The organism is Streptomyces monomycini (assembly GCF_022271435.1).
GTDB lineage: Bacteria > Actinomycetota > Actinomycetes > Streptomycetales > Streptomycetaceae > Streptomyces > Streptomyces monomycini.
Window position 1 is genome coordinate 72530 of the sequence record NZ_JAFIQY010000015.1, and the last position, 25008, is coordinate 97537.

General features: G+C 70.5%; 26 protein-coding genes. 13 read left to right on the forward strand and 13 right to left on the reverse strand.

All coding sequences use genetic code 11. The features are described 5' to 3' along the window. Window positions 1-2: 2 nt before the first annotated feature. The 3 genes from JXZ78_RS18885 to JXZ78_RS18895 are packed head-to-tail and all read left to right on the forward strand — an operon-like array spanning window position 3 to window position 3038. Window positions 3-485 (forward strand): succinate dehydrogenase hydrophobic membrane anchor subunit, encoded by a 483-nt coding sequence (locus tag JXZ78_RS18885; RefSeq protein WP_030024131.1) that lies wholly within the window; start codon window positions 3-5, stop codon window positions 483-485. A 25-nt stretch (window positions 486-510) separates the two neighbouring features. Next, on the forward strand, window positions 511-2265 hold the full coding sequence (gene sdhA / locus JXZ78_RS18890; protein WP_030024129.1) for a succinate dehydrogenase flavoprotein subunit: 1755 nt from the start codon (window positions 511-513) through the stop codon (window positions 2263-2265). After that, a complete protein-coding gene (locus JXZ78_RS18895; RefSeq protein WP_030024128.1) occupies window positions 2265-3038 on the forward strand; it encodes a succinate dehydrogenase iron-sulfur subunit in 774 nt (257 codons plus the stop codon). The genes sdhA and JXZ78_RS18895 overlap by 1 nt, the downstream gene beginning before the upstream one ends. Window positions 3039-3075: 37 nt before the next feature. Here JXZ78_RS18895 and JXZ78_RS18900 read toward each other — a convergent pair whose 3' ends face one another. After that, on the reverse strand, window positions 3076-3939 hold the full coding sequence (locus JXZ78_RS18900) for a hypothetical protein (RefSeq protein WP_033039743.1): 864 nt from the start codon (window positions 3937-3939) through the stop codon (window positions 3076-3078). A gap of 219 nt (window positions 3940-4158) precedes the next feature. After that, a complete protein-coding gene (locus JXZ78_RS18905) occupies window positions 4159-4599 on the reverse strand; it encodes a MerR family transcriptional regulator (protein WP_050502962.1) in 441 nt (146 codons plus the stop codon). Window positions 4600-4822: 223 nt separating this feature from the next. Between JXZ78_RS18905 and JXZ78_RS18910 the strand changes: the two genes are divergently transcribed. The 3 genes from JXZ78_RS18910 (at window position 4823) to JXZ78_RS18920 (ending at window position 7974) form a co-directional block, all read left to right on the forward strand. Next, window positions 4823-5653, forward strand: coding sequence for an alpha/beta fold hydrolase (locus JXZ78_RS18910; protein ID WP_030024124.1), 831 nt, complete (start codon window positions 4823-4825; stop codon window positions 5651-5653). Window positions 5654-5846: 193 nt separating this feature from the next. Continuing rightward, window positions 5847-6647, forward strand: coding sequence for a TetR/AcrR family transcriptional regulator (locus JXZ78_RS18915; RefSeq protein WP_033039740.1), 801 nt, complete (start codon window positions 5847-5849; stop codon window positions 6645-6647). Window positions 6648-6708: 61 nt separating this feature from the next. Further along, on the forward strand, window positions 6709-7974 hold the full coding sequence (locus tag JXZ78_RS18920; RefSeq protein WP_030024121.1) for an alpha/beta hydrolase family protein: 1266 nt from the start codon (window positions 6709-6711) through the stop codon (window positions 7972-7974). A gap of 28 nt (window positions 7975-8002) precedes the next feature. On the opposite strand, the gene JXZ78_RS18925 is transcribed toward JXZ78_RS18920, so the two are convergent. The 4 genes from JXZ78_RS18925 to JXZ78_RS18940 form a co-directional block, all read right to left on the reverse strand. After that, a complete protein-coding gene (locus tag JXZ78_RS18925) occupies window positions 8003-8506 on the reverse strand; it encodes an FBP domain-containing protein (protein WP_030024120.1) in 504 nt (167 codons plus the stop codon). A 67-nt stretch (window positions 8507-8573) separates the two neighbouring features. After that, window positions 8574-9761 (reverse strand): S8 family serine peptidase, encoded by a 1188-nt coding sequence (locus JXZ78_RS18930; RefSeq protein WP_030024118.1) that lies wholly within the window; start codon window positions 9759-9761, stop codon window positions 8574-8576. A 167-nt stretch (window positions 9762-9928) separates the two neighbouring features. After that, window positions 9929-11395 (reverse strand): WXG100 family type VII secretion target, encoded by a 1467-nt coding sequence (locus tag JXZ78_RS18935; protein ID WP_050502961.1) that lies wholly within the window; start codon window positions 11393-11395, stop codon window positions 9929-9931. Between the two features lie 49 nt (window positions 11396-11444). Further along, complete coding sequence (locus tag JXZ78_RS18940; RefSeq protein WP_030024116.1) at window positions 11445-11756, reverse strand: hypothetical protein; 312 nt, start codon at window positions 11754-11756, stop codon at window positions 11445-11447. A gap of 786 nt (window positions 11757-12542) precedes the next feature. Here JXZ78_RS18940 and JXZ78_RS18945 point away from each other — a divergent pair. The 4 genes from JXZ78_RS18945 to JXZ78_RS18960 all read left to right on the forward strand — a co-directional run bounded on the left by JXZ78_RS18945 (window position 12543) and on the right by JXZ78_RS18960 (window position 15745). After that, on the forward strand, window positions 12543-12863 hold the full coding sequence (locus tag JXZ78_RS18945) for a hypothetical protein (protein WP_208870234.1): 321 nt from the start codon (window positions 12543-12545) through the stop codon (window positions 12861-12863). Window positions 12864-13036: 173 nt separating this feature from the next. Further along, a complete protein-coding gene (locus JXZ78_RS18950) occupies window positions 13037-13330 on the forward strand; it encodes a WXG100 family type VII secretion target (protein WP_238783216.1) in 294 nt (97 codons plus the stop codon). 13 nt (window positions 13331-13343) lie between these two features. Further along, the gene (locus JXZ78_RS18955) at window positions 13344-14576 is read left to right on the forward strand and encodes a putative T7SS-secreted protein (protein ID WP_030024110.1); all 1233 of its coding nucleotides are present in this window, start codon (window positions 13344-13346) and stop codon (window positions 14574-14576) included. Between the two features lie 5 nt (window positions 14577-14581). Further along, complete coding sequence (locus tag JXZ78_RS18960; RefSeq protein WP_050502960.1) at window positions 14582-15745, forward strand: hypothetical protein; 1164 nt, start codon at window positions 14582-14584, stop codon at window positions 15743-15745. 116 nt (window positions 15746-15861) lie between these two features. Here the strand turns inward: JXZ78_RS18960 and JXZ78_RS18965 are convergent, their stop codons facing one another. Continuing rightward, a complete protein-coding gene (locus JXZ78_RS18965) occupies window positions 15862-16140 on the reverse strand; it encodes an SCO4848 family membrane protein (protein WP_030024108.1) in 279 nt (92 codons plus the stop codon). On the opposite strand from JXZ78_RS18965, the gene JXZ78_RS18970 reads away from it, so the two are divergent. Further along, window positions 16139-17542, forward strand: coding sequence for a D-alanyl-D-alanine carboxypeptidase family protein (locus tag JXZ78_RS18970; protein ID WP_238783217.1), 1404 nt, complete (start codon window positions 16139-16141; stop codon window positions 17540-17542). The genes JXZ78_RS18965 and JXZ78_RS18970 overlap by 2 nt on opposite strands. Before the next feature lie 64 nt (window positions 17543-17606). On the opposite strand, the gene JXZ78_RS18975 is transcribed toward JXZ78_RS18970, so the two are convergent. Genes JXZ78_RS18975 through JXZ78_RS18990 form a run of 4 tightly spaced genes read right to left on the reverse strand, consistent with a single transcriptional unit; the run spans window position 17607 to window position 20569 of the window. Beyond that, the gene (locus JXZ78_RS18975) at window positions 17607-18518 is read right to left on the reverse strand and encodes a YihY/virulence factor BrkB family protein (protein ID WP_030024106.1); all 912 of its coding nucleotides are present in this window, start codon (window positions 18516-18518) and stop codon (window positions 17607-17609) included. 9 nt (window positions 18519-18527) lie between these two features. After that, complete coding sequence (locus JXZ78_RS18980; protein WP_050502959.1) at window positions 18528-19133, reverse strand: GtrA family protein; 606 nt, start codon at window positions 19131-19133, stop codon at window positions 18528-18530. A 21-nt stretch (window positions 19134-19154) separates the two neighbouring features. Then, window positions 19155-20129: a decaprenyl-phosphate phosphoribosyltransferase gene (locus JXZ78_RS18985; protein WP_030024104.1), complete on the reverse strand. Its 975-nt coding sequence runs from the start codon at window positions 20127-20129 to the stop codon at window positions 19155-19157. Then, the gene (locus tag JXZ78_RS18990; protein WP_238783233.1) at window positions 20126-20569 is read right to left on the reverse strand and encodes a phosphatase PAP2 family protein; all 444 of its coding nucleotides are present in this window, start codon (window positions 20567-20569) and stop codon (window positions 20126-20128) included. Before JXZ78_RS18990 ends, JXZ78_RS18985 begins: the two co-directional genes overlap by 4 nt. 240 nt (window positions 20570-20809) lie before the next feature. On the opposite strand from JXZ78_RS18990, the gene dprE1 reads away from it, so the two are divergent. Together dprE1 and dprE2 are read left to right on the forward strand one after the other, a co-directional pair. Next, window positions 20810-22267, forward strand: a complete 1458-nt coding sequence (dprE1, locus tag JXZ78_RS18995) for a decaprenylphosphoryl-beta-D-ribose oxidase (protein ID WP_238783218.1) — start codon at window positions 20810-20812, stop codon at window positions 22265-22267. Between the two features lie 46 nt (window positions 22268-22313). After that, a complete protein-coding gene (dprE2, locus tag JXZ78_RS19000; RefSeq protein ID WP_030024100.1) occupies window positions 22314-23069 on the forward strand; it encodes a decaprenylphospho-beta-D-erythro-pentofuranosid-2-ulose 2-reductase in 756 nt (251 codons plus the stop codon). Between the two features lie 32 nt (window positions 23070-23101). Here the strand turns inward: dprE2 and JXZ78_RS19005 are convergent, their stop codons facing one another. Together JXZ78_RS19005 and trpS are read right to left on the reverse strand one after the other, a co-directional pair. Beyond that, complete coding sequence (locus JXZ78_RS19005; protein WP_030024099.1) at window positions 23102-23683, reverse strand: 2'-5' RNA ligase family protein; 582 nt, start codon at window positions 23681-23683, stop codon at window positions 23102-23104. A gap of 151 nt (window positions 23684-23834) precedes the next feature. Beyond that, entirely contained in the window at window positions 23835-24848 is a 1014-nt protein-coding gene (trpS, locus tag JXZ78_RS19010) for a tryptophan--tRNA ligase (RefSeq protein WP_030024097.1), read from the reverse strand. Window positions 24849-25008 lie beyond the last annotated feature (160 nt).

Genomic DNA, 25008 nt, shown 5'->3' on the forward strand with positions numbered 1-25008 from the left:
CGATGTCTGCTGAAACACAATCCCCCGCAGGTCCCGCTGTGAACGACTCCGTCTCCCTGTACGACGTGGACAACCCGGCTCCCGTGATCGAGCCGCCCCGCAAGCGTACGAAGAAGACGCCCAAGTCGACCCGTACGAACTTCGAGATGTACGGCTGGCTCTTCATGCGCCTGTCCGGCATCGTGCTGGTCGTCCTGGTCCTCGGCCACCTGCTGCTCCAGCTGGTGCTGGACGGCGGCGTCTCCAAGATCGGCTTCGCCTTCGTGGCCGGCCGCTGGGCCTCGCCGTTCTGGCAGGTCTGGGACCTGGTGATGCTGTGGCTGGCGATGCTGCACGGCGCCAACGGCCTGCGCACGGTCATCAACGACTACGCGCAGCGGGACAACACCCGCTTCTGGCTGAAGATGCTCCTGTACACCGCCACGGTGTTCACCGTCCTTCTGGGCACGCTGGTGATCTTCACCTTCGACCCGAACATCCGCTAGGCCCCGGGGCTGAGGTAACCGACTCATGAAGATCCACAAGTACGACACGGTGATCGTCGGCGCCGGTGGCGCGGGCATGCGCGCGGCCATCGAGTCGACCAAGCGCAGCCGCACCGCGGTGCTGACGAAGCTCTACCCCACCCGGTCCCACACCGGCGCGGCGCAGGGCGGCATGGCCGCCGCCCTGGCCAACGTCGAGGAGGACAACTGGGAGTGGCACACCTTCGACACGATCAAGGGCGGCGACTACCTGGTCGACCAGGACGCCGCCGAGATCCTGGCGAAGGAGGCCATCGACTCGGTCCTGGACCTGGAGCGGATGGGCCTGCCGTTCAACCGCACCCCGGACGGCACCATCGACCAGCGCCGCTTCGGCGGTCACTCCCGTAACCACGGTGAGGCCCCGGTCCGCCGGTCCTGCTACGCCTCGGACCGCACCGGCCACATGATCCTCCAGACGCTGTACCAGAACTGCGTCAAGGAGGGCGTCGAGTTCTTCAACGAGTTCTACGTCCTGGACCTGCTGCTCCAGGACGTCGACGGCGTGAAGAAGTCGGCCGGTGTCGTCGCCTACGAGCTGGCCACCGGCGAGATCCACGTCTTCCAGGCGAAGGCCGTGATCTTCGCGTCCGGCGGCACCGGCAAGTTCTTCAAGGTGACCTCCAACGCGCACACCCTGACCGGTGACGGCCAGGCCGCCGCGTACCGGCGCGGGCTGCCGCTGGAGGACATGGAGTTCTTCCAGTTCCACCCGACCGGCATCTGGCGGATGGGCATCCTGCTGACGGAGGGCGCCCGCGGTGAGGGCGGCATCCTCCGCAACAAGGACGGCGAGCGCTTCATGGAGAAGTACGCGCCGGTGATGAAGGACCTCGCCTCGCGTGACGTCGTCTCGCGCTCCATCTACACGGAGATCCGCGAGGGCCGCGGCTGCGGTCCCGAGGGCGACCACGTCTACCTGGACCTCACCCACCTGCCGCCGGAGCAGCTGGACGCCAAGCTGCCCGACATCACCGAGTTCGCGCGTACGTACCTCGGTATCGAGCCCTACACGGACCCGATCCCGATCCAGCCGACCGCGCACTACGCCATGGGCGGCATCCCGACCAACGTCGAGGGCGAGGTGCTGGCCGACAACACCACCGTCGTGCCGGGCCTGTACGCCGCCGGCGAGGTCGCCTGCGTGTCCGTGCACGGCGCCAACCGCCTGGGCACCAACTCGCTGCTGGACATCAACGTCTTCGGCCGCCGGGCGGGCATCGCGGCGGCGGAGTACGCGGCCGGCGCGGACTTCGTCGAGCTGCCGGAGGACCCGGCGAAGCTGGTCCAGGAGCAGGTCGAGCGGCTGCGCTCCGCCTCGGGCAACGAGCGGGTCACCGAGATCCGCAAGGAGCTCCAGGAGACCATGGACGCCAACGTGATGGTGTTCCGCACCGAGCAGACGATCAAGACCGCGGTCGAGAAGATCGGCGAGCTGCGCGAGCGCTACCTGAACGTGTCCATCCAGGACAAGGGCAAGCGGTTCAACACCGACCTGCTGGAGGCCGTCGAGCTGGGCAACCTGCTCGACCTGGCCGAGGTGATGGCCGTGTCGGCACTGGCCCGCAAGGAGTCCCGCGGCGGTCACTACCGCGAGGACTACCCCAACCGCGACGACGTCAACTTCATGCGGCACACCATGGCGTACCGCGAGGTGGCGGCAGACGGCTCCGAGTCGATCCGCCTCGACTACAAGCCGGTCGTCCAGACCCGCTACCAGCCGATGGAGCGTAAGTACTGATGAGCACCTCCACCCTCGAAAAGCACTCCAAGGCCCTGGACGCGGCCGAGGACGGCGCCTCGCACAGCATCACGATCACCCTGAGGGTCCGCCGGTTCAACCCGGAGGTCTCCGAGGACGCGAGCTGGCAGGACTTCCAGCTGGAGATGGACCCGAAGGAGCGCGTCCTGGACGCCCTCCACAAGGTCAAGTGGGAGCAGGACGGCACGCTGACCTTCCGCCGTTCCTGCGCGCACGGCATCTGCGGCTCGGACGCCATGCGGATCAACGGCAAGAACCGCCTGGCGTGCAAGACGCTGCTCAAGGACATCAACCCGGAGAAGCCCATCACGGTCGAGGCCATCAAGGGCCTGACGGTCCTCAAGGACCTCGTGGTGGACATGGAGCCGTTCTTCCAGGCGTACCGGGACGTGATGCCGTTCCTGATCACCACCGGCAACCAGCCGACGCGTGAGCGCTTGCAGACCGCCGAGGACCGCGAGCGCTTCGACGACACCACCAAGTGCATCCTGTGCGCCGCGTGCACGTCCTCGTGCCCGGTGTTCTGGAACGACGGCCAGTACTTCGGCCCGGCGGCGATCGTCAACGCGCACCGCTTCATCTTCGACAGCCGTGACGAGGGCGGCGAGCAGCGGCTCGAAATCCTCAACGACAAGGACGGCGTCTGGCGCTGCCGTACGACCTTCAACTGCACGGACGCCTGCCCGCGCGGTATCGAGGTCACCAAGGCGATCCAGGAGGTCAAGCGCGCGCTGATCACGCGTCGCTTCTGATCCCCAGGGCGCCGCTGGTTCATCTGCGGCGCCCGTCCTAGAACCTGGTTCCGGTCAGCGACCCGAACCGGGTCTGGAAGCCGCGAAGGGCTCCGCTCCCGTACGTACGGAGGCGGAGCCCTTCGGCATGTCCGGCCCCGGCCTGCGCACTGCGCCCGGACTCCGCCGCCCGTACCGGGGGCGCGGCGGGGTAGACCAGGACCGGCGGCAGCTCGGTGTCGACGAAGGTCACCGGACGGGTGCAGAAGTACGACGGTACGAGCAGCAGGCCCCGCCCCTCCAGGCGCAGGTCTCCGTCGCGCGGATAGGTGACCTCCAGGACCGGCCGCCGCCAGCGCATCTCCGGTCCGAACGTCCGCAGCATCGCCTCGGCGCCGTCCTGGCGGAGCGCGTGCAGCCGCAGCGTACGGTCGGCCTCGACGCGCTGCCCGATCAGCGGCCAGCCCGGGCCGAGGGCGGTGTGGTGGTACGTACGCAGACTGCGGGCGAGGGTGCGCAGCGCGGCCGGTTCACCGTCGGACAGGGAACGCATCCAGGACGGCGGGGCGGCGTGCTGGCCGTGCCCCGGCCGGTACGTCTGCCCCGCCAGCAGCCCGATCTCGCGGCGCAGCCGGCGCCGGGGCGTCGTCATGACGGCCTCCAGACCCGGCTCCACCCCGGCCGCACCGGCCGCCGGGGTGAGGAAGTCGGGAAAGTAGCCGCGCGGCGGGACCAGCGGCAGCAGCAGCCGCAGCGGTCCGGGGCCGTGCCGCGCGGCGTGCTGCCGCCAGGCGGCCAGGGCCGGCTCGGTACGGCACTCGCGCAGGCGGTGCAGGCTCAGGACGGTCTCCCACAGGGGGTCGGCCCCCTCGGCGATCCGCGTCCGGTGCAGATCCTGCGTCGTGAAGTGGACACGTAACACAACGATCCCCCGATGCGTGAGCACACCACTGTTCCCCCGAACAGCGGTGCACCCGAGGATCCGACCCGTGGGCCGCATTCCGCAACCCGTACACGCCGTTGCCCCTGAATTTGTTCAATGAAAAATGAATGAGAACACATCTGCGCAGGTCACAGCGGTACACCTGACATGCCCCGGAGGCGGCCTGCTAGGGCTCACTACGGGCCCGACGCCGCGACGTCAAGCCGAACGCAGCGCCATGGACGCCAACGCCCGGTCCTGGTCCCGGCGTTGACGCATCACATGCGCGTACGTCGCCAACGCCTCCCGCTTGCGGGCCAGTTCGGCGATCTCCGCATCCAGCCGCGCCATCTGCCGCTCCACCACCCCGCAGGAGTGGTCGCAGAAGACCAGCCCGGGACCGCCCTGGGCGCACGGCAGCAGCTCCCGTATGACGTCCGTACCCAGGCCGGTGTCGAGCAGCTCGCGGATCCGTCCGACGGTCTCCGGCGCGTCGGGACCGTAGCGGCGGTAGCCGTTGGCGTCCCGGTCCGCGCGCAGCAGGCCCTGTTGCTCGTAATAGCGCAGCGAGCGGGCGCTGACTCCCGTGCGCTCGGCCAGCTCACCGATCCGCAGACCGCTCCCCGCCACGCGGATCGCGCACTCCCCCGACCGTGCCATCAACTTGCCTCCCCTGAGCGACCGGACCGCGGACCGGCGACGTGATCTTCCGAACCGGCGACCGGACCCGCGAACCAGCGCCGTGACCTTCCGAACCGGCACCGTGATCTTCCGAAGCACCGGGATCTTCCGAGCCAGCACCGTGACCTTCCGAACCAGCACCGTGATCTTCCGAACCGGCGACTTGACCTTCACACCGGTGTCATGGGTCAACCTGACGCACATGACGAAGATTCCCGCGGCCACCGCGTCGCGCCTCCCCGCCCTGTCCACCACCGTCACCCCCGCCGACGAGGGCACCGTCCCCGCCGCCCACGGCATTCTGCTCGCGCACGGCGCCACCGGCGACATCGCCGGCAACTACGGCGCACTCGTCCCCGCCCTGGCCGCCACCGGCCACACCGTCGTCGCCCCCGACTACCCCGGCTCCGGCAGCACCCCGCGCGCCGACGGCCCCCTGGAACTCGACGCCCTCGCCGACGCCGTCGTGGCCGAGGCCGTCGCGGCGGGTGTCGAAACGTTCACTCTGATCGGCTTCTCCCTCGGTACGGCGGTGTCCGTACGGGCCGCCGCCCGCCACCCGGAACGCGTACGCGGCCTCGTACTGACCGCCGGACTGGCCAAGCCCGACCACCGGGAGAACATCTGGCTCGACCTGTGGCTGCGCCTGCTGGACCACGGCGACTACGCGGGATTCGCACAGGCCCGCGCGCTCAGCGGCCTCTCCCCCGAAGCCCTGAACACCTTGTCGCCCGCCGAGCTGGCCGCCGTCCTCGACGCCGACCCGGCCGGCCCGCCCGCCGGTTCGGCCGAGCAGGCCGCACTGGTCAAGGAGGTGGACACCACCGGCGACCTGGCCGGCATCACCGTCCCCACCCTGGTCATCGCCACCACGCTGGACCAGCTGATCCACCCCTCCCACTCGCGCTACCTGGCCGAGCACATACCCGGCGCCGAGTACGCGGAGATCGCCACCGGGCACGTACCGATGGTGGAGCGGCCGGACGAGTGGGAGGGAATGATCACGAAGTTCCTGAGCGAGCGGGGGCTGTAGCGGCGGCCGGCGGCCGGCCAGGGGGCGGGACGGCCAGGGGGCGGGGGCAGACGGCCCGGGAAAGGGGCGGAATCCGGGGCCGGGCCGAGGGCGCATTAAGGTCGATGCCGTGGATGAAGCGACCAGGGCGGATACGGGTACCGGTACGGGCAGGGGCACAGACGGGGATACGGCTGCGAACAGGGCGCGGAACGTGACGGACGACGACGGCGGCCCGGCCAAGGGCGCGGACTCCGCCCGCCCTGCCGAACCCACCGCCCGCGAACGGACCGCCCACGGTTCCCGCACCCGCACCCTCATCCTCGAAACCGCCCTGCGCCTCTTCCAGGAGCGCGGCTACGACAAGACCACCATGCGGGCCATCGCCCAGGAGGCCGGCGTCTCGGTCGGCAACGCGTACTACTACTTCGCCTCCAAGGAGCACCTGATCCAGGGCTTCTACGACCGCATCGCCACCGAGCACGCGGCCGCTGTCGCCGACGTCCTGGCCACCGAACGGAATCTCGCGGGGCGACTGCGCGGCGTACTGCTCACCTGGCTCGACATCGCCGCGCCGTACCACCGCTTCGCCGCCCAGTTCTTCAAGAACGCCGCCGACCCGAACAGTCCGCTCAGCCCCTTCTCGGACGCCTCCGAAGGCCCGCGCGAGGCCGCCATCGCGCTCCAGCGGCAGGTACTGGCAGGCGCGGACACCAAAGCCGACCCGGAACTGGCGGCGGCGCTGCCCCGGTTGCTGTGGCTCCAGCAGATGGGCCTGGTCCTGTACTGGGTGCACGACCGCTCGGAGAACTGCGAGCGCAGCCGCCGCCTGGTCGAACGCACCTCTCCCCTGGTCGCCCGCGCGGTCGCCGCGTCCCGCTTCCGGGTACTGCGGCCACTGGTACGCGAAGTCACGGACGTCCTCGGCGAATTCGTCCTCCCGGCAGCAGCGGGCGCCGCCTCCCGTCCCGCCCCCCGCAAGGACGCGAAGCACCCGCCGGCCGAACGCGACTGACCCACGTCACCGGCCTGCCCTGCCCCGTACCCGCTCTCCCCGCCACCCGTACGGTGTGACCATGATCCGCATACGACGCGGTGCCGTGACCGCGCTGCTCGCCCTGACCCTGCCGTTGCCGCTCGTCTCTGCGGGCATCGCCTCGGCGACGGGCCCTGCCTCCCTCGCGACCACGCTGTCCGCCGCGAACACCGCGTCGCCCGGGCCCGCCACAGGTCAGGACACCCCGGGCCTTCACCTGTCCCTCCCTCGCCCCACCGGCCCGTACGCGATCGGGCGGGACAGCCTCCACCTCGTGGACCGCGGCCGCAAGGACCCCTGGGAGCCGTCCGCCCACGGGCGCGAGCTGATGGTGTCGCTGTACTACCCGGCCCGCACCGGCACCGGCCGCCCGGCCCCGTACATGACCAAGGCGGAGGCCACGACGTTCTTGGAACGCCAACGGCAGACCGGCCAGCTTCCGCCGGAGGCCGACCAGTTCCCGCCCGAGATACTCAGCGGCACCCGCACGCACGCCCACACCCATGCTCGCCCGGCGGCCGGCAGGCACCCTCTGGTCGTACTCTCCCCCGGTTTCGGCCTGAACCGCGCCACCCTCAGCGTGCTCGCCGAGGAACTGACCAGCCGCGGCAACGTCGTGGCCCTCGTCGACCACGCCCACGAAGGCGACACGGCATTCCCCGGCGGACGCACCCTGCCCTGCACCGCCTGCGAGAAGCTGGACGCCATGCCGTCCCCGGACGCGGCGGCCTCCTTCATGACCACCGTCGCCCGCAACCGCGCCAAGGACATCAGCTTCCTCCTCGACCACATCCTGCCCGGCAACCACCACCCGATGTGGAAGCGCAGCGGCCTCATCGACGCGAAGCGCGTCGGCATGGCAGGCCACTCCATCGGAGGCGCCGCCACCGCCGCAGCCATGGCGACCGACACCCGGATACGCGCCGGCGCGGACCTGGACGGCACCGTGGCAGCCCCTGTCCCGAGGCAGGGCCTGAACGGGCGTCCCTTCCTGCTGTTCGGCAATCAGGCGACGGGCCACCCCGGGACGGACGAGACCTGGGACACGACCTGGACCCGCCTCAACGGCTGGAAGCGCTGGCTGACCGTCACCGGCGCCACCCACCTCACCTTCACCGACCTCCCGGCTCTCGCCCAGCAGACAGGCCTCCCCACTCCCACGGGAGCGGTCCCCGGCCTGCGCGGCAGCGACCTCACCCGCACCTACGTGAGCGCCTTCTTCGACCAGCACCTCCGCGGCATCCCCCAGCCCCTGCTGGACGGCCCGGACCCCGGCAGCCCCGAAGTCACCTTCCAGACCCCTTGATCACCCCACGGGACCCGACCGTTCTCCCCTACTCCCCCTCGAAAACCTTCTCCACAAACGCATCGAGGTTCATCACCAGCCGAGCAATACGGTCCGCCGTCGGCAATGTCTCCTCATGCCGCCCGGCCAGCTGGGACTTCTTCTTTCCACGGACGTACAGCGAACACGCCAGGTCCGTGCAGACATAAGCCCCGACGGTATTCCCCTGCCGCCCCAGCGGCCCGGCCTTCCGCGCGGCGAGCAGACTCACCCCGGACCCGGGATGACCGGTGACGCACAACGAACATACGGTCGTCTTGGTGAAACTCCGCCGCACTCCTTGCGGCACCCGCAACGTCACCCCGACGACGCCGCCCTCCCGAGGCGCCACCAGATAACTCCGGTCCGGCGCCCCGGGATCCCGCCACCCGAGAAAATCCAGGTCCCCCCACGGCATTCCGGAAAGCCCCACCGGCAGATTGATGCGGCTCGCCTCCCCCTTCGAACAGTTGACGAAGGAGGCACGTATCTCTTTTTCACCCAACGGATCCATGACCGGTGAAACTAACAGCCGTCCGTGCGGAGCGTCGCTCGATTTTTCCTGGGTGGCTCCGGGGGCGTCAGCTCCAGGCCTGCGGGCCGGGCTTGTTGCGGCGGCGTACGAGGACGATGACCATCACGACGAGCCCGATCACCAGCAGCCCGCCCACGGCCATGCCTCCGTACTGCAGCATCTTCTTCCCGCCGATCGGCGGGTTGGGGTCCTTGCCCTTGGCGGCGCCCGCGACCACAGGGTCCTTCGACGCCTTGCCCTGCGGCATGGGCAGCGGGCCCTCGGGGGGGCCGGCGGGGATGTCGCGGGTGAGTGCCGCCCAGGGCTGGATGAAGCCGTATCCGTAGTGGACATCGGGCAGCTTCAGATTCTTGGCCTTCACCGACTTGGCCAGGCCCGCCGTCTTGACCATGCGGTTGGCGATCTGGCCGGGGGTGAGGTCGGGGTACTTCTCCAGCAGTAGGGCTGCTGTGGCGGAGGCGTATGCGGTGGCCGCCGAGGTGCCGTCACCGGTGAAGTAGCCCGTGTCGCTCTGGCCATTCGGATACGGAATCTTCACGCCGGGCGCCAGGACGTCGACCGTCTTGTTGTAGTTGCCGCCTTCCCATGCCTTACCGAATTCGTCCACCGCACCGACACCGATGGCACCGGGGCAGGCAGCCGGGAACAGTGCCTCGGACAGGCCGTCGTTGCCGACACCGGCGAGGACGACGACGCCCTTCTCAACCGCATAGTGGATGGACGCGCACATGTCGGGGGTGTTGGCGTCCCCGATGAACGACAAGTTGATCACCTTGGCGTCATGCTCCACCGCGTAGCGGATCGCCGCCGGAAAGTTCTTGTCGGCCGTCAGGGGCAGGATCTTCGCGTCCGGCGCCAGCCCCTTGACCCCCTGGCTGCCGCCCGGGCCGTGACCGCGCCCCGCGATGAGCGCCGACATGCCGGTGCCGTGGTCACGGATGTCCGAGCCTGGCTCCTCGGTCCTGCCCTTGTCGATGGAGGGGTTGGGGAAGTCCTCGCCGGGCAGAAAGGCTCCGGCCAAGTCCTGGTGGGTCTTACGGAATCCGGTGTCGACGACGGCAACGGTGACGCCCTTGCCGGTTGCCTCCTTCCAGATGCTCTGCGCGTCGAACGCCTCGAACGGCCACTGCGCACTCCGCGTCTGGTCCGCCGAAGCCGTACCCGTCGCGGTGAGGAGCAGCGCTCCGGTCAGCGCGGCACCGGCGGCCGCGCGCAGAGTTCGGGTGACCTTCATGCTCTGATCCTCACTGCTTCCGTTCGGGCGGACAGGGCCGGGCGGTGGCCACTGGTCGGGGCGCCCGGCCGAGCGAGCGCCCCGGTTTGCAGAAGTGCCCCGCACAGCGCGCGCGGGGCACTTCTTCGTACCACTTCATACAGCCGAAGCCGACGGCACGTACATCCCTACTCGATCACGCGAGGGGACACGTTGCGCTGCGGCGTCCACGTCTCCTCGTCCTCGACAAGGTAGTCGGGGCGCTCCTTCTTGGTCCGCTCCTTGTCCTTGGGACGCCCGTTCGCCGCCGCGCCGCCCATCGCCTGGCTTCCGCCGGCGCTGCGGTGCAGTCCGGCGCCGCCCTGCTTGGCTCCGGCTCCCGGGCTGCCCGGGGCGCCGACGACTCCTCCGGGCTTACGGGCCTGGGCACCACCGCGGCCCGCCGTGCCACCACGGCCCGCGCCGCTGCCCACGGCGCCGGCGCCACCGCCGATGCCGCCGGGCATACCGGTCCGTCCGGCGCCCGAGCCGCCGGCCCGGCTGCCGCCCAGGACGCCGCCACGGCCACCGGAGGCCGAACGCGAGCCCCCGCCACCGGTGCCGCCCGTCTTGCCGTACGGCAGGGGCGCGATGAAGCCACCTGGCGAACCGCCTCCGCCGGGGGTACCGCCCGATCCGCCGGACGGCGGATTGACGCCGCCGCCGGTGATCCCGGGGCCCACCGGGGCAACGGTGCCACCCTGGAGGCTGTCCAAGCCGGTCCGTACCGGCTCGTTGGACGGCTGAATGTTCACGCCCCCGCCGAGGCCGTTGTAGCCGCTTCCGCCCTTGGACCCGTGCGGGGTCACGGAGGCGGGCTTGGGCCGGGTGCCGCCGACGACCGGCATGGTCACGGGCGGCACCGGCGGATAGCTGCCCGGCTGACTCGGCCATTCGCGTCCGGGGCCGGGCGGCTCCCCGACATTCATGACCTTCCCGACCTGCTGCCGGTAGTTGTTGGCCAGCTCTTCCATGACAATGACCGCCTCGACCTGGCGCTCCTTGCTCAGGGAGAGCTTGTCGCGGTTGGCCTCCAGCGCCATCTTGGCGTCCATCTTCGGGTTCGCCATGTCCTTGTGGAACTGGGAGTCGTCACCCGAGGAGTTGAACGCGCTCTCGACCTTGCCCGGGTCCTCGATCCCGGCCATGGTCTTCTTGGCCTGGCGCAGGTTGTGCGCGATACCGGCCTCCGGCCCAGAGGACCGGGTGCCGATCAGCATCGACTCGACGTTGCGGGCGTGCCCGTACGTTTTGTCGATCTTCTTGAGGACCTCTGCCGCCTCACGCCGGAACGCGTCGGCGGCCTTACCCTGCCAGTGGTTCGAGGCGTGCTCGACGGCGTCCATGAACGCCTTCCGGATACCGCCGGAGCCGTCCTGGCCGCCCAGCCGGTCGGCGGATGCGCGCCAGTGGTCGCCGGCCGTCTCCATCGCTTCCGGATTGGCGTTCTCGATCATCGCTCGGAGCGCGTCGATCCCGTGGTGGTGGAAGTCCGAGTCCGAGACCGGCACAGGATCGTGGTTCTTGAACTGCGCGAGGCTCTCTTTGCGGTGCTTCTCGTCGATCGACTTGGCGTACGCCTTGTTGCCCTCGGTGTCCATCGGGCCACCGGCCATGACCTTCCCCCTTGGTCGTCGTTCTGTTCGCTGCCGTACTGCCGAAGCCTCAGCTCTTCATCGACGAACGGGCGTCCTGCTCCCGGTCCTCGTACGCCCCGCGGCTGCGCTCAGCCTTCTCGCCGAAGTCCTTGATGAGGCCCTGAAGGGCGTCAATGACGTGCGACATGTAGTCCTGCATCTTGTCGTGCGCCGCAGCGACCTTCGCGGCCTCGTTGAAGTTCGACCCGAAGGCCGACTTCGGAATGTTCGTGCTGTATTTGACCTTCTGGCTCGGCTCGTCCATGTCGCCCTGCAAGCTCTTGAGCTTGCGCACGACGCTGTCCAGCTCGTGCAGATCGACCCTGTACTGCTCGCCCATCGAAGTCCTTCCCCGTTACTCCGCGCCGCCGCCGCGCGGACGACGGGGCCGGCGCCGTGAGGCGGTCCGGCCCGCGCGCGCAGGCAACGCAAAGAGTGTAAAAAATAGGGGCTCAAGAGGGTGAACCGCAAGATCAGAAGTCATGATTTGCCCGATTTCGCACCAAACATCACCGCACTTTGCTAGTGCGTCGCTGCAACGCCCCACCCACTCGCAGCACACCCCGACCCACCTGCACTTCATGCCCGTTCGCGGCCCTCCCGACACCCGCAGGTGCCGGCCGTTGCGGCATTCCCTGAACCGGCCAACCGCCACATTGGCCCACATTCAGAACAGACCGCCCGCCGCAATTGCCCCTTCCCGGGACCGGGCACAATGCCGTCCGCAGCCCTTTCGACTGAGCGACCATGACGAGGTGGCACCGTGTCCAGGACCGTTTTCAATATCTCGCGGGCGGAGCAATGCCGGCAGTTCGCCGCGCCGCCCGGGTACCAGGCGTGGGGTTCTCTGACCTCCGGGAAGTTCTCCGGGGAACTCGCCGACGGGGAGGTGATGGCGCATGTTCACCGCCACGAGGGAGACGTGCCCACAGGGCCACTGTTTCTCGTCACCCGCCCTTCCGGGTCCCCCTCCGAGCCTCCCCGGACGATCTGCACGATCAGCGCGCCGGCCGGTGGCGCCGGGCAGCGGAAGGAAAGGGAATACACCGTCCACGGACCCGCCGGTGACTACGCGGGGCGTATTGTCCACGGGCGCTCGCCGCGCGGGGTCCGTCAAGCGTGGCGCATGCACACCCCGGCGGGCACCCAGGCCGTCACCGGCTACAAGGGCAGCTTGCGCGGGTGGTTCGCGTACTGGATGACGCTGCCGCTGTGGCCCTTCTTCGCCGTGCTGGGCCTGCTTCATGACGGCGGCGGCCCTTCCAGCTGGATGTGGGAAAAGCCCGCGCGCGTCACGTGGCGGTCCAGGCCGAGAGGGCTGGGCGGCGTCCTGATGAGGTTCACCTACGGCTACAGCTTGTTCTCCTGGGACGCGGAGCGGCTGGACGCGCCACTGACCCACGCGCAAGCGGTGCTGTACTTCGCCTCGCTGTCGAAGGACAGCTGACGTATCAAATAATGGCAAAATCCGCTGCCGCCCTTCCGTTGACGAGCAGAGATAAATGCCGAAGTTTCGGGCATGCCGCCAGGGGTGCCGCTAGTTATGTTCTTCTGTGCCCTTCACGGGGTTTGACATGCCCAGCAGGGCCGACCAGCCGACCATGAACGGGGTGCAGCGAGTTGGGGAACTCGGACTTCCGGATCGATGTGACCCGGATGAAGGACATGCTGCGCAAGCTGGACGAGTGTGACGACCGTATGCGCGGCGCGAGCAAGAAGCTCAAGAAGGTGGGCCCCAAAGGGCTGGGGACCGGCGGGCTCGACGGCGCCTGTGACGAATTCCAGTCCGAATGGGACGACGGCATCACGCGCATCGCCGACGCGGCGAAGAAGATTCACGAACAGCTGTCGTTGACGCTGGAGGCCTACACGGCCACCGACGACGACAACGCCAAGGGCTTCAGCAAGAAGTAACGGGGGGACCGCCGTGGAGTGGAAAAGCAAATTCATCGCCGACGACTCGGACTGGCCGGGCCTGACCTTCAATCCGGCCAAGGGCGACCTGCACACCATCCAGTCCCTCGCCACGGACGTGAAGACGGTCGGCGACGAGCTCGAAGAGCTGCACCAGCTGCTCAAGAGTGTCGGCAAGACCGACGGGGTGTGGGAGGGCGAGGCCGCCGAGAAGTTCCGGACGAAGCTCGGGGAACTGCCGAAATACCTCCAGCAGGGCACGGAGTCCATGCACGACTGCGCGAAGGCCCTGCGCACGTGGCACTCCCAGCTCGGCACGATGCAGCAGCGCGCCAAGGCCTTCGAGGCCGAGGCTGTCGAAGCGCGCAAGCACGCCGAGCAGAAGCGGAACAGCTACAACGGCCTCATCGACAAGTACAACGGGCTGGCCGGCGTGCCGCTGGAACAGTCCGAAGTCGACCGCATCAACAACGAGCTGGACACCGCGAAGGCCGCGGACGAAAAGGCCACGCACGCGCTCGAAGACATCATGAAGAAGGCGGAGGACCTGCGTTCCCAGTGGGACGACCGCGCGGGAGAGGCCGAGCGGGCGATACTCAAGGCGTCCGAGAACCATCCGCCGGACCTGCACTGGTGGGACCGCGCGCTCGACGGCATGAAGAAGGCGTGGCGCGGTTTCAAGGACTGGCTGGCCGAACACGCCGACCTGTTGTCCAACATCAGCGCGGTGCTGTCGATCCTCTCGCTCGCCACGATGGCCATCCCGCCGGTCGGCGCCATCCTGGGCGGCCTGGCCATCGGAACGAGTGCCCTCGCCCTGGCCGGTTACGGCATCAAGGCCTCCCGGGGAGGCAAGGTCGGAGTCATGGACTGGGTCGGTGCCGGCCTCGGAGTGCTGCCGGGCATCGGCGCTGTGAAGGGCTTCAGAGCCGCGGGCAAACTGGCCAAGGGTGAGAAAATCGTGGCGAACGGCGGGAAGGTCGCCAACACCTTCAAGAACGCCGAGAGCCTGGCCCGGTCGGAGAACGTCGCACGAGGTATGGGCGACGGGTTGTTCCACAAAGGAATCCAGAAGGCGGCCAAGGCTTTCCAGGGCGACAAAGCCGCTCCCCTCGACGTAGCCCACTGGGGCGCCCGCGGCACCCAGATGGGTGTGAAGGGCATCGGCGTCGGGCACCGTATCGAGTCCAACTGGCCCGAGGACAAGCCGCTGGGCAAGGCATTTCTGAGCGCGGCGGGAGCCTGACACCGGTGAGTACGTACATGGCCGAGGCAGCCGGCACGACGGAGCCTGAGTTCCCGGTCACCTTCCGCGTCCCGCCCGCTTTCCATGAGATCCCGCTGATCGACGATGTCGACGTCCTCGTGGAAGAGCTGCGTTTCCTCGCGATCGAGGTCTACCCGGAGGGCAGCAACGAACTGTGGTTCGCCTATGTCGCCATGCAGCTCCAGGCGGTGGAGGACATGCTGGCGGCCGGGGTGAGTTATGCGGGCTTCTGCATTCTGGACATCGAGGGGCAGCGGAGCACCGCCTCGGTCACCGCCTCCTTGATCGACAGCGGACCGCAGGCCCGGGCGGTGGACTGCAAGGAGCTGGTGGCCCAGCTCGCGGAGGAGTCTCCGGAGAGCGAGGTGGAGGTCGTCAAGCTGGCGGCCGGGGAAGCGGCCGTGCGTATCACTCCGGAGGCGGTGGATCTGCCGGGGGACATGACGGATTCCGGGCGGCCGGAGTCCGTGACGATCGGGAAGATCGCGGTCTTCTTCCCGGTTCCCGGGCAGCGGCAGGTCTGTCTGTTCGAGCTCAGTACGCCGTGCATGGACGACTGGAATCTGTATTCCGAGTTGTTCTTCAACATCGTGAACACGGTCGAGGTGACCGGCGCGCCGGGCGGCGGCTCCGTGCCCGTTCCGGGTCACGAGGGTGGCGTACGGCACGCTGCCGTATCGCCCGCCGCCGTACCGGAGACGGTCTCGCCCGAGCCTCCGTCTCTGGACCTCACGAAGAAGCTGTACTGGCATTCCAGCAGGCTTCTCGATGCTCTCGCCCTGCGGGGGCGCATGGAGCAGAATGCCCAGCCCTTCACCATCACTTGCGATGCGTGCACAGGAAAGGGTCTGCATTCCTCATGCTCGGCGCAGCATGACTGGCGTATCGAGGAATGTGATCCCGCGTCGCTGCCGACGGCTCTTCAGCGGCTGGGGGCCTATTTGGGCGACGGTGGCTGGTCCGTGGAGGCGCCGGCCGAAGAGGGAGCGCAGACCCTTCGGGCAGCGGCGGGCGCCGCAGCGTCCGCCGAGGTCGCGGGCTATGCGGTGTCCGTGACGGGGCATCTCGCCGAGCGGCGGCTGGAGGTGCGGCTCGTTTCGCCGTGTGTTCGCAGTGCGCCGGCGCCCGAGGGTTCGACGTTCGGCTGAGCCGGGGGTCGACGATCGGCTGATCCCGGGCCGGTCCGCGCATACCGGCGGCCTCGTCCGAGCATGTGTGAGATGGCGCACTGACGACGGGGCGCCGGGGTGTGCGGGGGCCGGAGTCAGGGGGCTGTGGTGGAGGTCTCGGGGGTGGGCTCGGTGGTGGGCCTGCGCAGGGCGCGGACGCCGCGGAACCCGATCACTCCGATTGCCGTCCCCAAGAGAAAGGACGTCACCGCGAGCGCGAGGTGCACCCAGAAGTAGGCGGTCGGGTCACCCGCGTCGTCGAAGGCGAGGCCGCTCCCGTCCTTCCAGAGGTTTTTGGCGAAAGTGATCCAGATGAACCAGCTCCATACCCCGAACGCGAGCAGGAACCAGGAGACGGGGCGCGAGAGCTTCATGGAATCCAGTATGGGCAGCGGCTCCATCCGGCGGTCGGCGGGGGCACTCTTCCGTGGGGTGGTGTCCGGGGCACCTGCGCCGACGGGTACGTTCACCGACGTGCCGACCACTTCTGCCGTTCATCCGATCACCGCCGCGCCCGTACGGCGCCATCTGCTCACCCGTACGGGCGCCGCCCTGGCCGGCACCGCCGTCCTGCTGCCGCCGCTGCTGCTCGCGGCCCCCGCGCACGCGGACGAGAAGCCGAAGGACGGCAAGGGCGGGCAGCACGCGCCGAAGGCGCCGGCGCCGCCCGCCGAGATGTCGAAGGTCGGCGGCGGCCGGCTGGGGCAGGCCGGTACGCAGGTGCAGCTGAAGCCGGGGGCGCCGAAGCTGCCGGCCGACCTCACGGCGCGTTCCTGGATCGTCTCGGACGCCGAGAGCGGCAAGGTGCTGGCCTCGCACAACGCGCACTGGCAGCTGCCGCCGGCCAGCACGCTGAAGATGCTGTTCGCCGACACGGTGCTGCCGAAGTTCCCCAAGGACCAGAAGTACACGGTCAAGCCGGCCGACCTGGCGGGCATGGGTGACGGCAGCAGCCTGGTGGGGATAAAGGAGAATTTGAGTTATACGGTTCATGACCTTTGGCTGGGGGTTTTCCTGCGGTCCGGGAATGACGCTGTGCACACGCTGTCCGCGATGAACGGCGGTACGGCCAAGACCGTGCAGGAGATGCAGAAGCAGGCCGAGGCGCTGAACGCGACGGACACGCATGTGGTGACGCCGGACGGTTACGACGCCCCGGGCCAGGTGTCCAGCGCGTACGACCTGAGTCTGTTCGCCCGCGCGGGGCTGCAGAACGCGGACTTCCGCGAGTACTGCTCCACGGTGAGCACGCAGTTCCCCGGCGAGGTCAAGGACGGCAAGCGCGGCACGTTCGGCATCCAGAACACCAACCGGCTGCTCAGCGGGGACTACGACGTCAAGCCGTACCCGGGCATCGCGGGGGTGAAGAACGGCTACACCACCAACGCCGGCTCGACCTTCACCGGGGTCGCCCAGCGGGGCGATCGCAAGCTGCTCGTCACGGTCATGAACCCGGAGAAGAAGGAACACAACGAGGCGTACAAGGAGACGGCCAAGCTCTTCGACTGGGGGTTCGCGGCGGCGGACAAGGTCGAGCCGGTCGGCCGGCTGGTCGGCCCCCGGAGCGAGGAGGGCGACGCGCGGACGGGCGGCGCCAAGCTGGACGGCGACCGGACGCGGGCCGGGCTGGAGGACTCCTCCGGCGGCTCCGGCGGCGCGTGGACCGCGCTGGCGATCACCGGCGGAGCGCTGGTGGTACTGGGCGGCCTGGCGCTCCTGGTGCACCGCCGCTGGCCCCTCCCGGAGCTGATGCGGCGGCGCGGGGGCAAGCATTGAGAGGGAGCGGGACATGAGGGCGGGGCCGGGCGGGGTGCGTGGGCGTACCGCGCCCGGCCCCGTTCTACGCCCGGTCCGGCTCGGCGGGCTGCTCCTCGCAGTCCAGTGACTTGCCCGACGACTCCGGGTCGCAGCGCTCGGTCGCCGTCCAGGAGGCGCAGAAGACCACCAGTTTGGCCGTGAAGTTGATCCACAGGAGCAGGGCGATCGGGGTGCCGAAGGCGCCGTACATGCTCTTGGCGGCGACGCCCTGGAGGTAGCCGCTGAGGAGCAGCTTGAGGAGTTCGAAGCCGACGGCGCCGATGAAGCCGGCGACGACGACGGCGCGGCGGGGCGGGTGGACGCCAGGGAGCCGGGTCAGGACGTAGGCCAGCAGCAGGAAGTCGGCGAGTACGGCGATGCAGAAGCCGACGGCGGACAGCAGGACGCTGCCGATGCCGCCTTCCGCGAGGCCGAGGGCCTTCGCCGCCTTGCCGACCGCGGCGCTGGCGAAGCCGGAGCAGGCCAGGGAGGCCAGGGCGGTGCCGCCGAGGCCGAGGAGCAGGGCGATGTCCTTGAGCTTGGCGACGAAGAAGTTGGTGTCCTCGTCGTCCTTCTCCCAGACGGCGCGCAGGCAGTCGCGCAGCGACTCGACCCAGCCGGCGCCGGTGAAGAGCAGGGCGACACCGGCGATGACGCCGACGGTGCCGGCGTTGTCGACGAGTGCGCCGAGGTCGAGCTGGCCGGAAATACCGGGGATCTGCTCGGAGATCTTCGACTGGAGGTCGTGCAGCTGCTGCTCGCTGAGCAGGGCGGCGCCGAGCGCGGCGGCCACGGTCAGCAGCGGGAAGAGCGCCACGAAGCTGGTGAAGGTGATCGCGGCGGCCAGCCGGGTCCAGTGGACGCGTTGCATCCGTTCGTACGCCCGCCACAGGTGTGTGGTCATCAGCCAGGACACGGCCGGGCCGATGACCGGCAGCTTGCTCAACCATTCCATGGGCCCCGCCTACCCTTCGTCAGCCTTCGACACCATCTGAACAGGTATGTCGCCCGCGTGGCGGAAGACTAGCGTCCGCGTACCCCAGAAACGCAGGCATGTCGCCAGCGCCATGCCGACGCCCGCGCCCGCGACGGTGTCGGCGGTCGCCGAGGTCAGGCCGAGGACGTGGTGCGAGATTCCGAGGCAGGCGAGCTGGACGAGGGCGCCGGCGAGGTTCACGGCGAGGAAGACGGCGTAGCGGCGGAGGCGGACGGGCGCGGGGGCGCGGATGTGTACGGGGGCGGCACCGGGGGTGCGGATGCGTACGGGGGCGGGAACCGGGGCGCGGGCGCCGGGGCCGCCGTACGGGGATGGCGCCGGACGGGTACGGGTGCGGTACGTACCGAGGGCGTTCCCTGCGTACGCGACGGTGCAGCCCGCCAGGAACGACAGGGACTTGGCGGTGTACGGGTCCAGGCCGGCCGGGCCCCGCAGCCAGACGAACAGGGCCAGGTCGGCGGCGTACGCGAAGCTCCCGGCGACGGCGAAGCCGAGCAGTTCGGGGGCGAGGGTGCGGAGGCGGCGGGCCGGTGGCGGCCGGTCCGGAGTGCGGCGGGTGGGGCTCCTGGGCATGGTGGTGCGCCGCCCGTCCGTTCACACGTCCGCGACGGCCATCGCGTACAGCCCGGTCCAGGCCAGCCCGATGGCGGCCAGCGGGCGGTCCCGCAGGACGACGTCCTCCGGGGTGCCCGCGGTGCCCCGGTCGGCGAAGACCGCGTAGCGCAGGACGGCGAGGATGAACGGGACCATGGAGAGCTGGCGCCACGGCAGGACGCCCGCGGACGTGCCGCCGCTCTCCAGCGCCCACAGGCAGTACGCGAGGACGGCGCCGCCCGCCGCGAGCTGCCACACGAAGCGCAGGTAGCCGTCGCTGTACTCGCGCAGCAGGGGCCGGGTCGCGCCCCTGTCCGCCCGTTCCTCCCGCGCCGCCCGGAGCGCCTCGGAGTAGCGCTTGGCGGCGACCATGAACAGCGCGCCGAAGCCCGCGGTGATCAGGAACCAGCGGGACAGCGGGATGCCGAGCGCGGGGCCGCCGGTCATGGCGCGCAGCAGGAAGCCGGTGGTGACCACGGCCAGGTCGATGACCAGGACGTTCTTCAGGCTGACGCAGTAGGCGAGCTGCATGAGGAGGTAGGCGGCGAGCAGGGCGGCGGTGGCGGGGTTGCACAGGACGGCGGCGGCGACGGGTGCGAGGACGGCGAGCAGGGCGCCGGCCGCGTAGGCGACGGGTACGGGCACCTCGCCCGCGGCGACCGGGCGGCGGCACTTGTCGGGGTGGGCGCGGTCGGCCGTGGCGTCGCGTGCGTCGTTGACGAGGTAGACGGCGGACGCGGCGGCGGTGAAGAGGAGGAAGAGGAGCGGGAGTTGGAGGAGGGTCCGGTGGAGGAAGAGGTCACCGGCGGCGGCCGGGGCGGCGGCCACGAGGACGTTCTTGACCCATTGGCGGGGGCGGGCGGTGCGCAGCAGGCCCAGGAGCAGGGTGAGCACGCGGGGGCCCGGTTGCGCGGGGGTGGCCTCTCCGGGGCCGGGCGGCGGTTCCTCCAGGACGGCGGCGGTGCGTTCGGTCACGGCCGTCCCCCGCGCACACGCTGCGGATGCGCCCCGCGCACGCTCGGCGCCCGCCTCCCGCGCACGCCCCGTGCGTGCCCGGCTCCCTCCCACGCCGCGAGCGCGCCCAGAGCCACAGCGGCAGCGGTGGCGGAGGCGGCGTGAGCGCTGGGGAAGGAGTACGGGCTCGCGGTCCGTACGAGGGGGGTGTGGCCGGGCGGCAGGGGGCGCGGGCGGCGTACGACGCGTTTGAGGCCGACGCTCAGCAGGTGGGCGCCGCAGCTCAGGGCCGTACCGCGGAGCCAGGCGGGGCGCCGGGACCGGTCGGCCGCGGCGCCCGCCAGCCCGGCGGCGAGCCAGAGCGCTCCGTGCTCGCCGCCGCGCGAGAGGGCGCGGGCCACGGCGGCCACCCGGGGGTCGGTTCCCCGGGTGCGCAGCGCCACGAGCAGGCGGTGATCCATCTCTTCGGGGGACAGCGGGGTCACCTCGATCCGGTTCGTGCCGGCTCCCGGGCGGACCGCCCGCTTCGTGCGGTCCGCCCGGCGCCTGTCCCTCAAGCCCTTGGGGGCTCCGCGTCCGACTCTTCCGGGGCACCGCGCGCCGCGCCGTCGCGATTAGCCCATCCACCCCGTAAATCACTCTTTTCGTGCGACCGGGGCGGATAGCTGAATCGACGCTATTGCCGCATTACGGTCGCTGGCATGTCGTCGCCCGCCGGCCCGCCCGGCTCCCGCACCGCCCCCGAAACCGCCCCAGCCACCGCCACCGCCTCCGTCACCGCCCCAGCCATCGCCTCCGCCCCCGTCACCACCTCCGTCACCACCTCCGTCACCGGCTGGGGCCGTACCGCCCCCACCACCGCCCGGCTGGCCCGCCCGGGCACGTACGACGAGGCCGTGGCGGCGGTACGGGCGTGCGGGGCGCGCGGCGGCATCGCGCGGGGGCTCGGGCGCGCGTACGGGGACGCGGCGCAGAACGCGGGCGGCGCCGTCTGGGACATGACCGGCCTGGACCGGATCCGGGCCGTCGACGCCGAGGCGGGCACGGTGGTGTGCGACGCGGGGGTGAGCCTGCACCGGCTGATGGAGGTGCTGCTGCCGCGGGGCTGGTTCGTGCCGGTGTCGCCGGGCACCCGGTACGTGACGGTCGGCGGCGCGATCGGCGCGGACATCCACGGCAAGAACCACCACGTCGCGGGCTCCTTCACCCGGCACGTACGGTCCTTCGAACTCCTCACCGCGGACGGCGCGGTACGCACCGTACGGCCGGGCACCGCCCTCTTCGACGCGACCGCCGGCGGCATGGGCCTGACCGGGGTGATCCTCGCCGCGACGGTCGCCCTGCTGCCCGTACGGACGTCGCTGATGACGGTGGACACCGAACGCGCCGCGGACCTGGACGACCTGCTCGCACGGCTGTCCGCCACCGATCACCGCTACCGCTACTCCGTCGCCTGGATCGACCTCCTCGCCCGCGGCGCGGCGACCGGCCGCGCGGTGCTGACCCGCGGCGACCACGCCCCGCTGGACGCCCTGCCGGCACGGGCCCGCCGCGCGCCGCTCGCCTTCCGGCCCGGCGGGCGGCTGCCGCCCGCGCCGCGCGGCCTGCCGGACGGGCTGCTCGGGCGCCGGTCCGTCGGCCTGTTCAACGCGTTCTGGTACGGGAAGGCCCCCCGGCGCCGGACCGGCGAGTTGCAGAAGCTCTCCGCGTTCTTCCATCCGCTGGACGGGGTGCCGCACTGGAACCGCGTGTACGGGCGCGGCGGCTTCGTGCAGTACCAGTTCGTGGTCGGGCTCGGGGCGGAAGGGACGCTGCGGCGCATCGTGGAGCGGATCGCGGCGCGGCGGTGTCCGTCGTTCCTGGCGGTGCTCAAACGCTTCGGCGCGGGCGGTCCGGGGTGGCTGTCCTTCCCGTCCGAGGGCTGGACGCTGGCCCTGGACATCCCGGCCGGGCTGCCCGGCCTCGGCCCGTTCCTCGACGGGCTGGACGAGACGGTGGCGGAGGCGGGCGGCCGGGTCTACCTGGCCAAGGACGCCCGGCTGCGGCCCGAGCTGGTCGACGTCATGTATCCCCGGGCCGACGCGTTCCGCGCCCTCCGCGCGCACACCGACCCGCGCGGCGTCTTCACCTCGGATCTCTCGCGGCGCCTGGCCTTGTGAAGCATCCGGCCCACTCCACTCCCCTCCCCCTCCCCAAGGACTCCCCGTGAAGGACGCCTTCGGCTCCCCCCAGTCCCTCCTGATCCTCGGCGGCACCTCCGAGATCGCCCTCGCCACCGCCCGCCGTCTGGTCGCCCGCCGCACCCGTACGGTCTGGCTGGCGGGCCGCCCGTCCCCCGCGCTCGAAGCAGCGGCCGGGCGGCTGCGCTCGCTGGGCGCCGACGTCCGTACGGTCGCGTTCGACGCGCTGGACACCGACGGTCACGAGGAGGCGCTCGGCAAGGTCTTCGCCGAGGGGGACATCGACGTGGTGCTGCTGGCCTTCGGGGTACTGGGCGATCAGAAACGCGCGGAGGCCGAGCCGGCCACCGCGGTCCAGGTCGCGCAGACCAACTACACCGGCGCCGTCTCCGCGGCTCTCGTCTGTGCCCGGTCGCTGCGCGTCCAGGGGCACGGTTCGCTGGTCGTGCTGTCCTCGGTGGCGGGCGAGCGGGCACGGCGCTCGAACTTCGTCTACGGCTCCAGCAAGGCCGGGCTGGACGCGTTCGCGCAGGGGCTGGGGGACGCGCTGTACGGGACGGGGGTGCACGTGATGGTGGTACGGCCCGGTTTCGTACGGACCCGGATGACGGCCGGTCTGGATCCCGCTCCCCTGGCCACGACTCCGGCGGCGGTCGCCGTGGCGATCGAGGCGGGGCTGCGGCGGCGGAGCGAGGCGGTGTGGGTGCCGGGGGCGCTGCGGCCGATGATGACCGTACTGCGGCATATGCCACGGGCACTGTTCCGGCGGCTGCCGGTGTAAGGCCGGGTCGCGCCGCCCGGCCTGGACCCTGGCTAGCGCGTCGGCGTGGGCGGCCGCGAAAGATCCGCCTGCCGCGGCACCCCGGAGGCGGGCGCCCCGAACGGATACTCCCGCTCCAGCCGCCACACGCCGTCCTCCCCCTGCTCGTACAGGGCGAATCCGCCGATCGTCCAGGCGGCCTCGAAGTCCTTCAGCGCCACGAACGCCCGGTCCATGGCCTCTTCCGAAATGCCGTGCGCGACGGTCACATGCGGGTGATAGGGGAACTGCAGTTCGCGGGCGCAGGGACCGGACGCGGCGCGTACCCGCTCCTGGAGCGCGGTGCACTCCGCCTCGCCCTCGGCCAGCTTGACGAACACCACCGGCGACAGCGGCCGGAAGCTGTCCGTGCCCTCCAGGCGCAGCCGGAAGGGGCCGAAGCCCGCGGCGACCTCGGCGAGGTGCTCCTCGATGGCGGGCAGGTCGTCCGTGCGGGCCTCGGTGGGCGGCAGGAGGGTGATGTGGGTGGGGATGCCGTGAGCGTGCGGGTCCCCGAAGCTTGCGCGCTGCTCCTGGAGGAAGCTGCCGTACGGCTCCGGGACCGCGATCGAAACGCCGAGCGTAACGGTCCCCACTGCGTTCTCCCTCCTGAAGCTGTCGTCGGCCCCGGATGCCAGTGTGCCGGGTGGGCCGTCCCCGCGGCGACCGTCCTTGGTCCCGCCGTGCCCGGGCCCGAAGGCCCTGTACGGCGGCGGGCCGGGGCGCGTCGGGCCCCGGCCCGGCCGGTCAGTGCTTGGCGGGCAGGAACCCGATCCGCTCGTACGTGGAGGCCAGCGTCTCGGCGGCCACCGCGCGCGCCTTCTCGGCACCCTTGGCCAGGACCGAGTCCAGCGTCTCGGGGTCGTCGAGATATTCCTGCGTACGGTCCCGGAAGGGTGTGACGAAGTCGACCATGATCTCCGCGAGGTCGGTCTTGAGGGCGCCGTACATCTTGCCCTCGTACTTCTTCTCCAGGTCGGCGACGGACTCGCCGGTGAGCGTGGAGTAGATCGTCAGCAGGTTGGAGACGCCCGGCTTCGCCTCGGCGTCGTAGCGGATCACCGTGTCGGTGTCGGTGACCGCGCTCTTGATCTTCTTGGCGGAGGCCTTGGGCTCGTCCAGCAGGCTGATGATGCCCTTGGCCGACGACGCCGACTTGCTCATCTTGACCGTCGGGTCCTGGAGGTCGTAGACCTTGCCGGTCTCCTTGAGGATGTACGGCGCCGGGACGGTGAAGGTGTCGCCGTAGCGGCCGTTGAACCGCTCGGCGAGGTCGCGGGTCAGCTCGATGTGCTGGCGCTGGTCCTCGCCCACCGGGACCTGGTGGGCCTGGTAGAGCAGGATGTCGGCGATCTGCAGGATCGGGTACGTGAACAGGCCGACGCTGGTGCGGTCGGCACCCTGCTTGGCCGACTTGTCCTTGAACTGCGTCATCCGGCTGGCCTCGCCGAAGCCGGTCAGGCAGTTCATGACCCAGGCGAGCTGGGCGTGCTCGGGGACATGGCTCTGGATGAAGAGGGTGCAGCGCTCCGGGTCGAGGCCGGCGGCCAGCAGCTGCGCGGCGGCCAGCCGGGTGTTCGCGCGAAGGGCCGTCGGGTCCTGCGGGACGGTGATCGCGTGCAGGTCGACCACCATGTAGAAGGCGTCGTGGGACTCCTGCAAGGCCACCCACTGGCGGACGGCGCCGAGGTAGTTGCCGAGGTGGAAGGAGCCGGCGGTGGGCTGAATCCCGGAGAGTACACGCGGACGAACGAGAGCCATGACGCTTATTCTCTCAGGTCCGCGGAGGGGGCCGGCGCGCGGCCGGGCAGGGGCGGGGGCATCGGGGGTGACCGGGAGGGCGTACGAGGTGACCGGGAGGGCGTACGGGATGGCCGGGAGGGCGTACGGGGTGCCCAGCCGGGCCAGGTATGACCGCCAG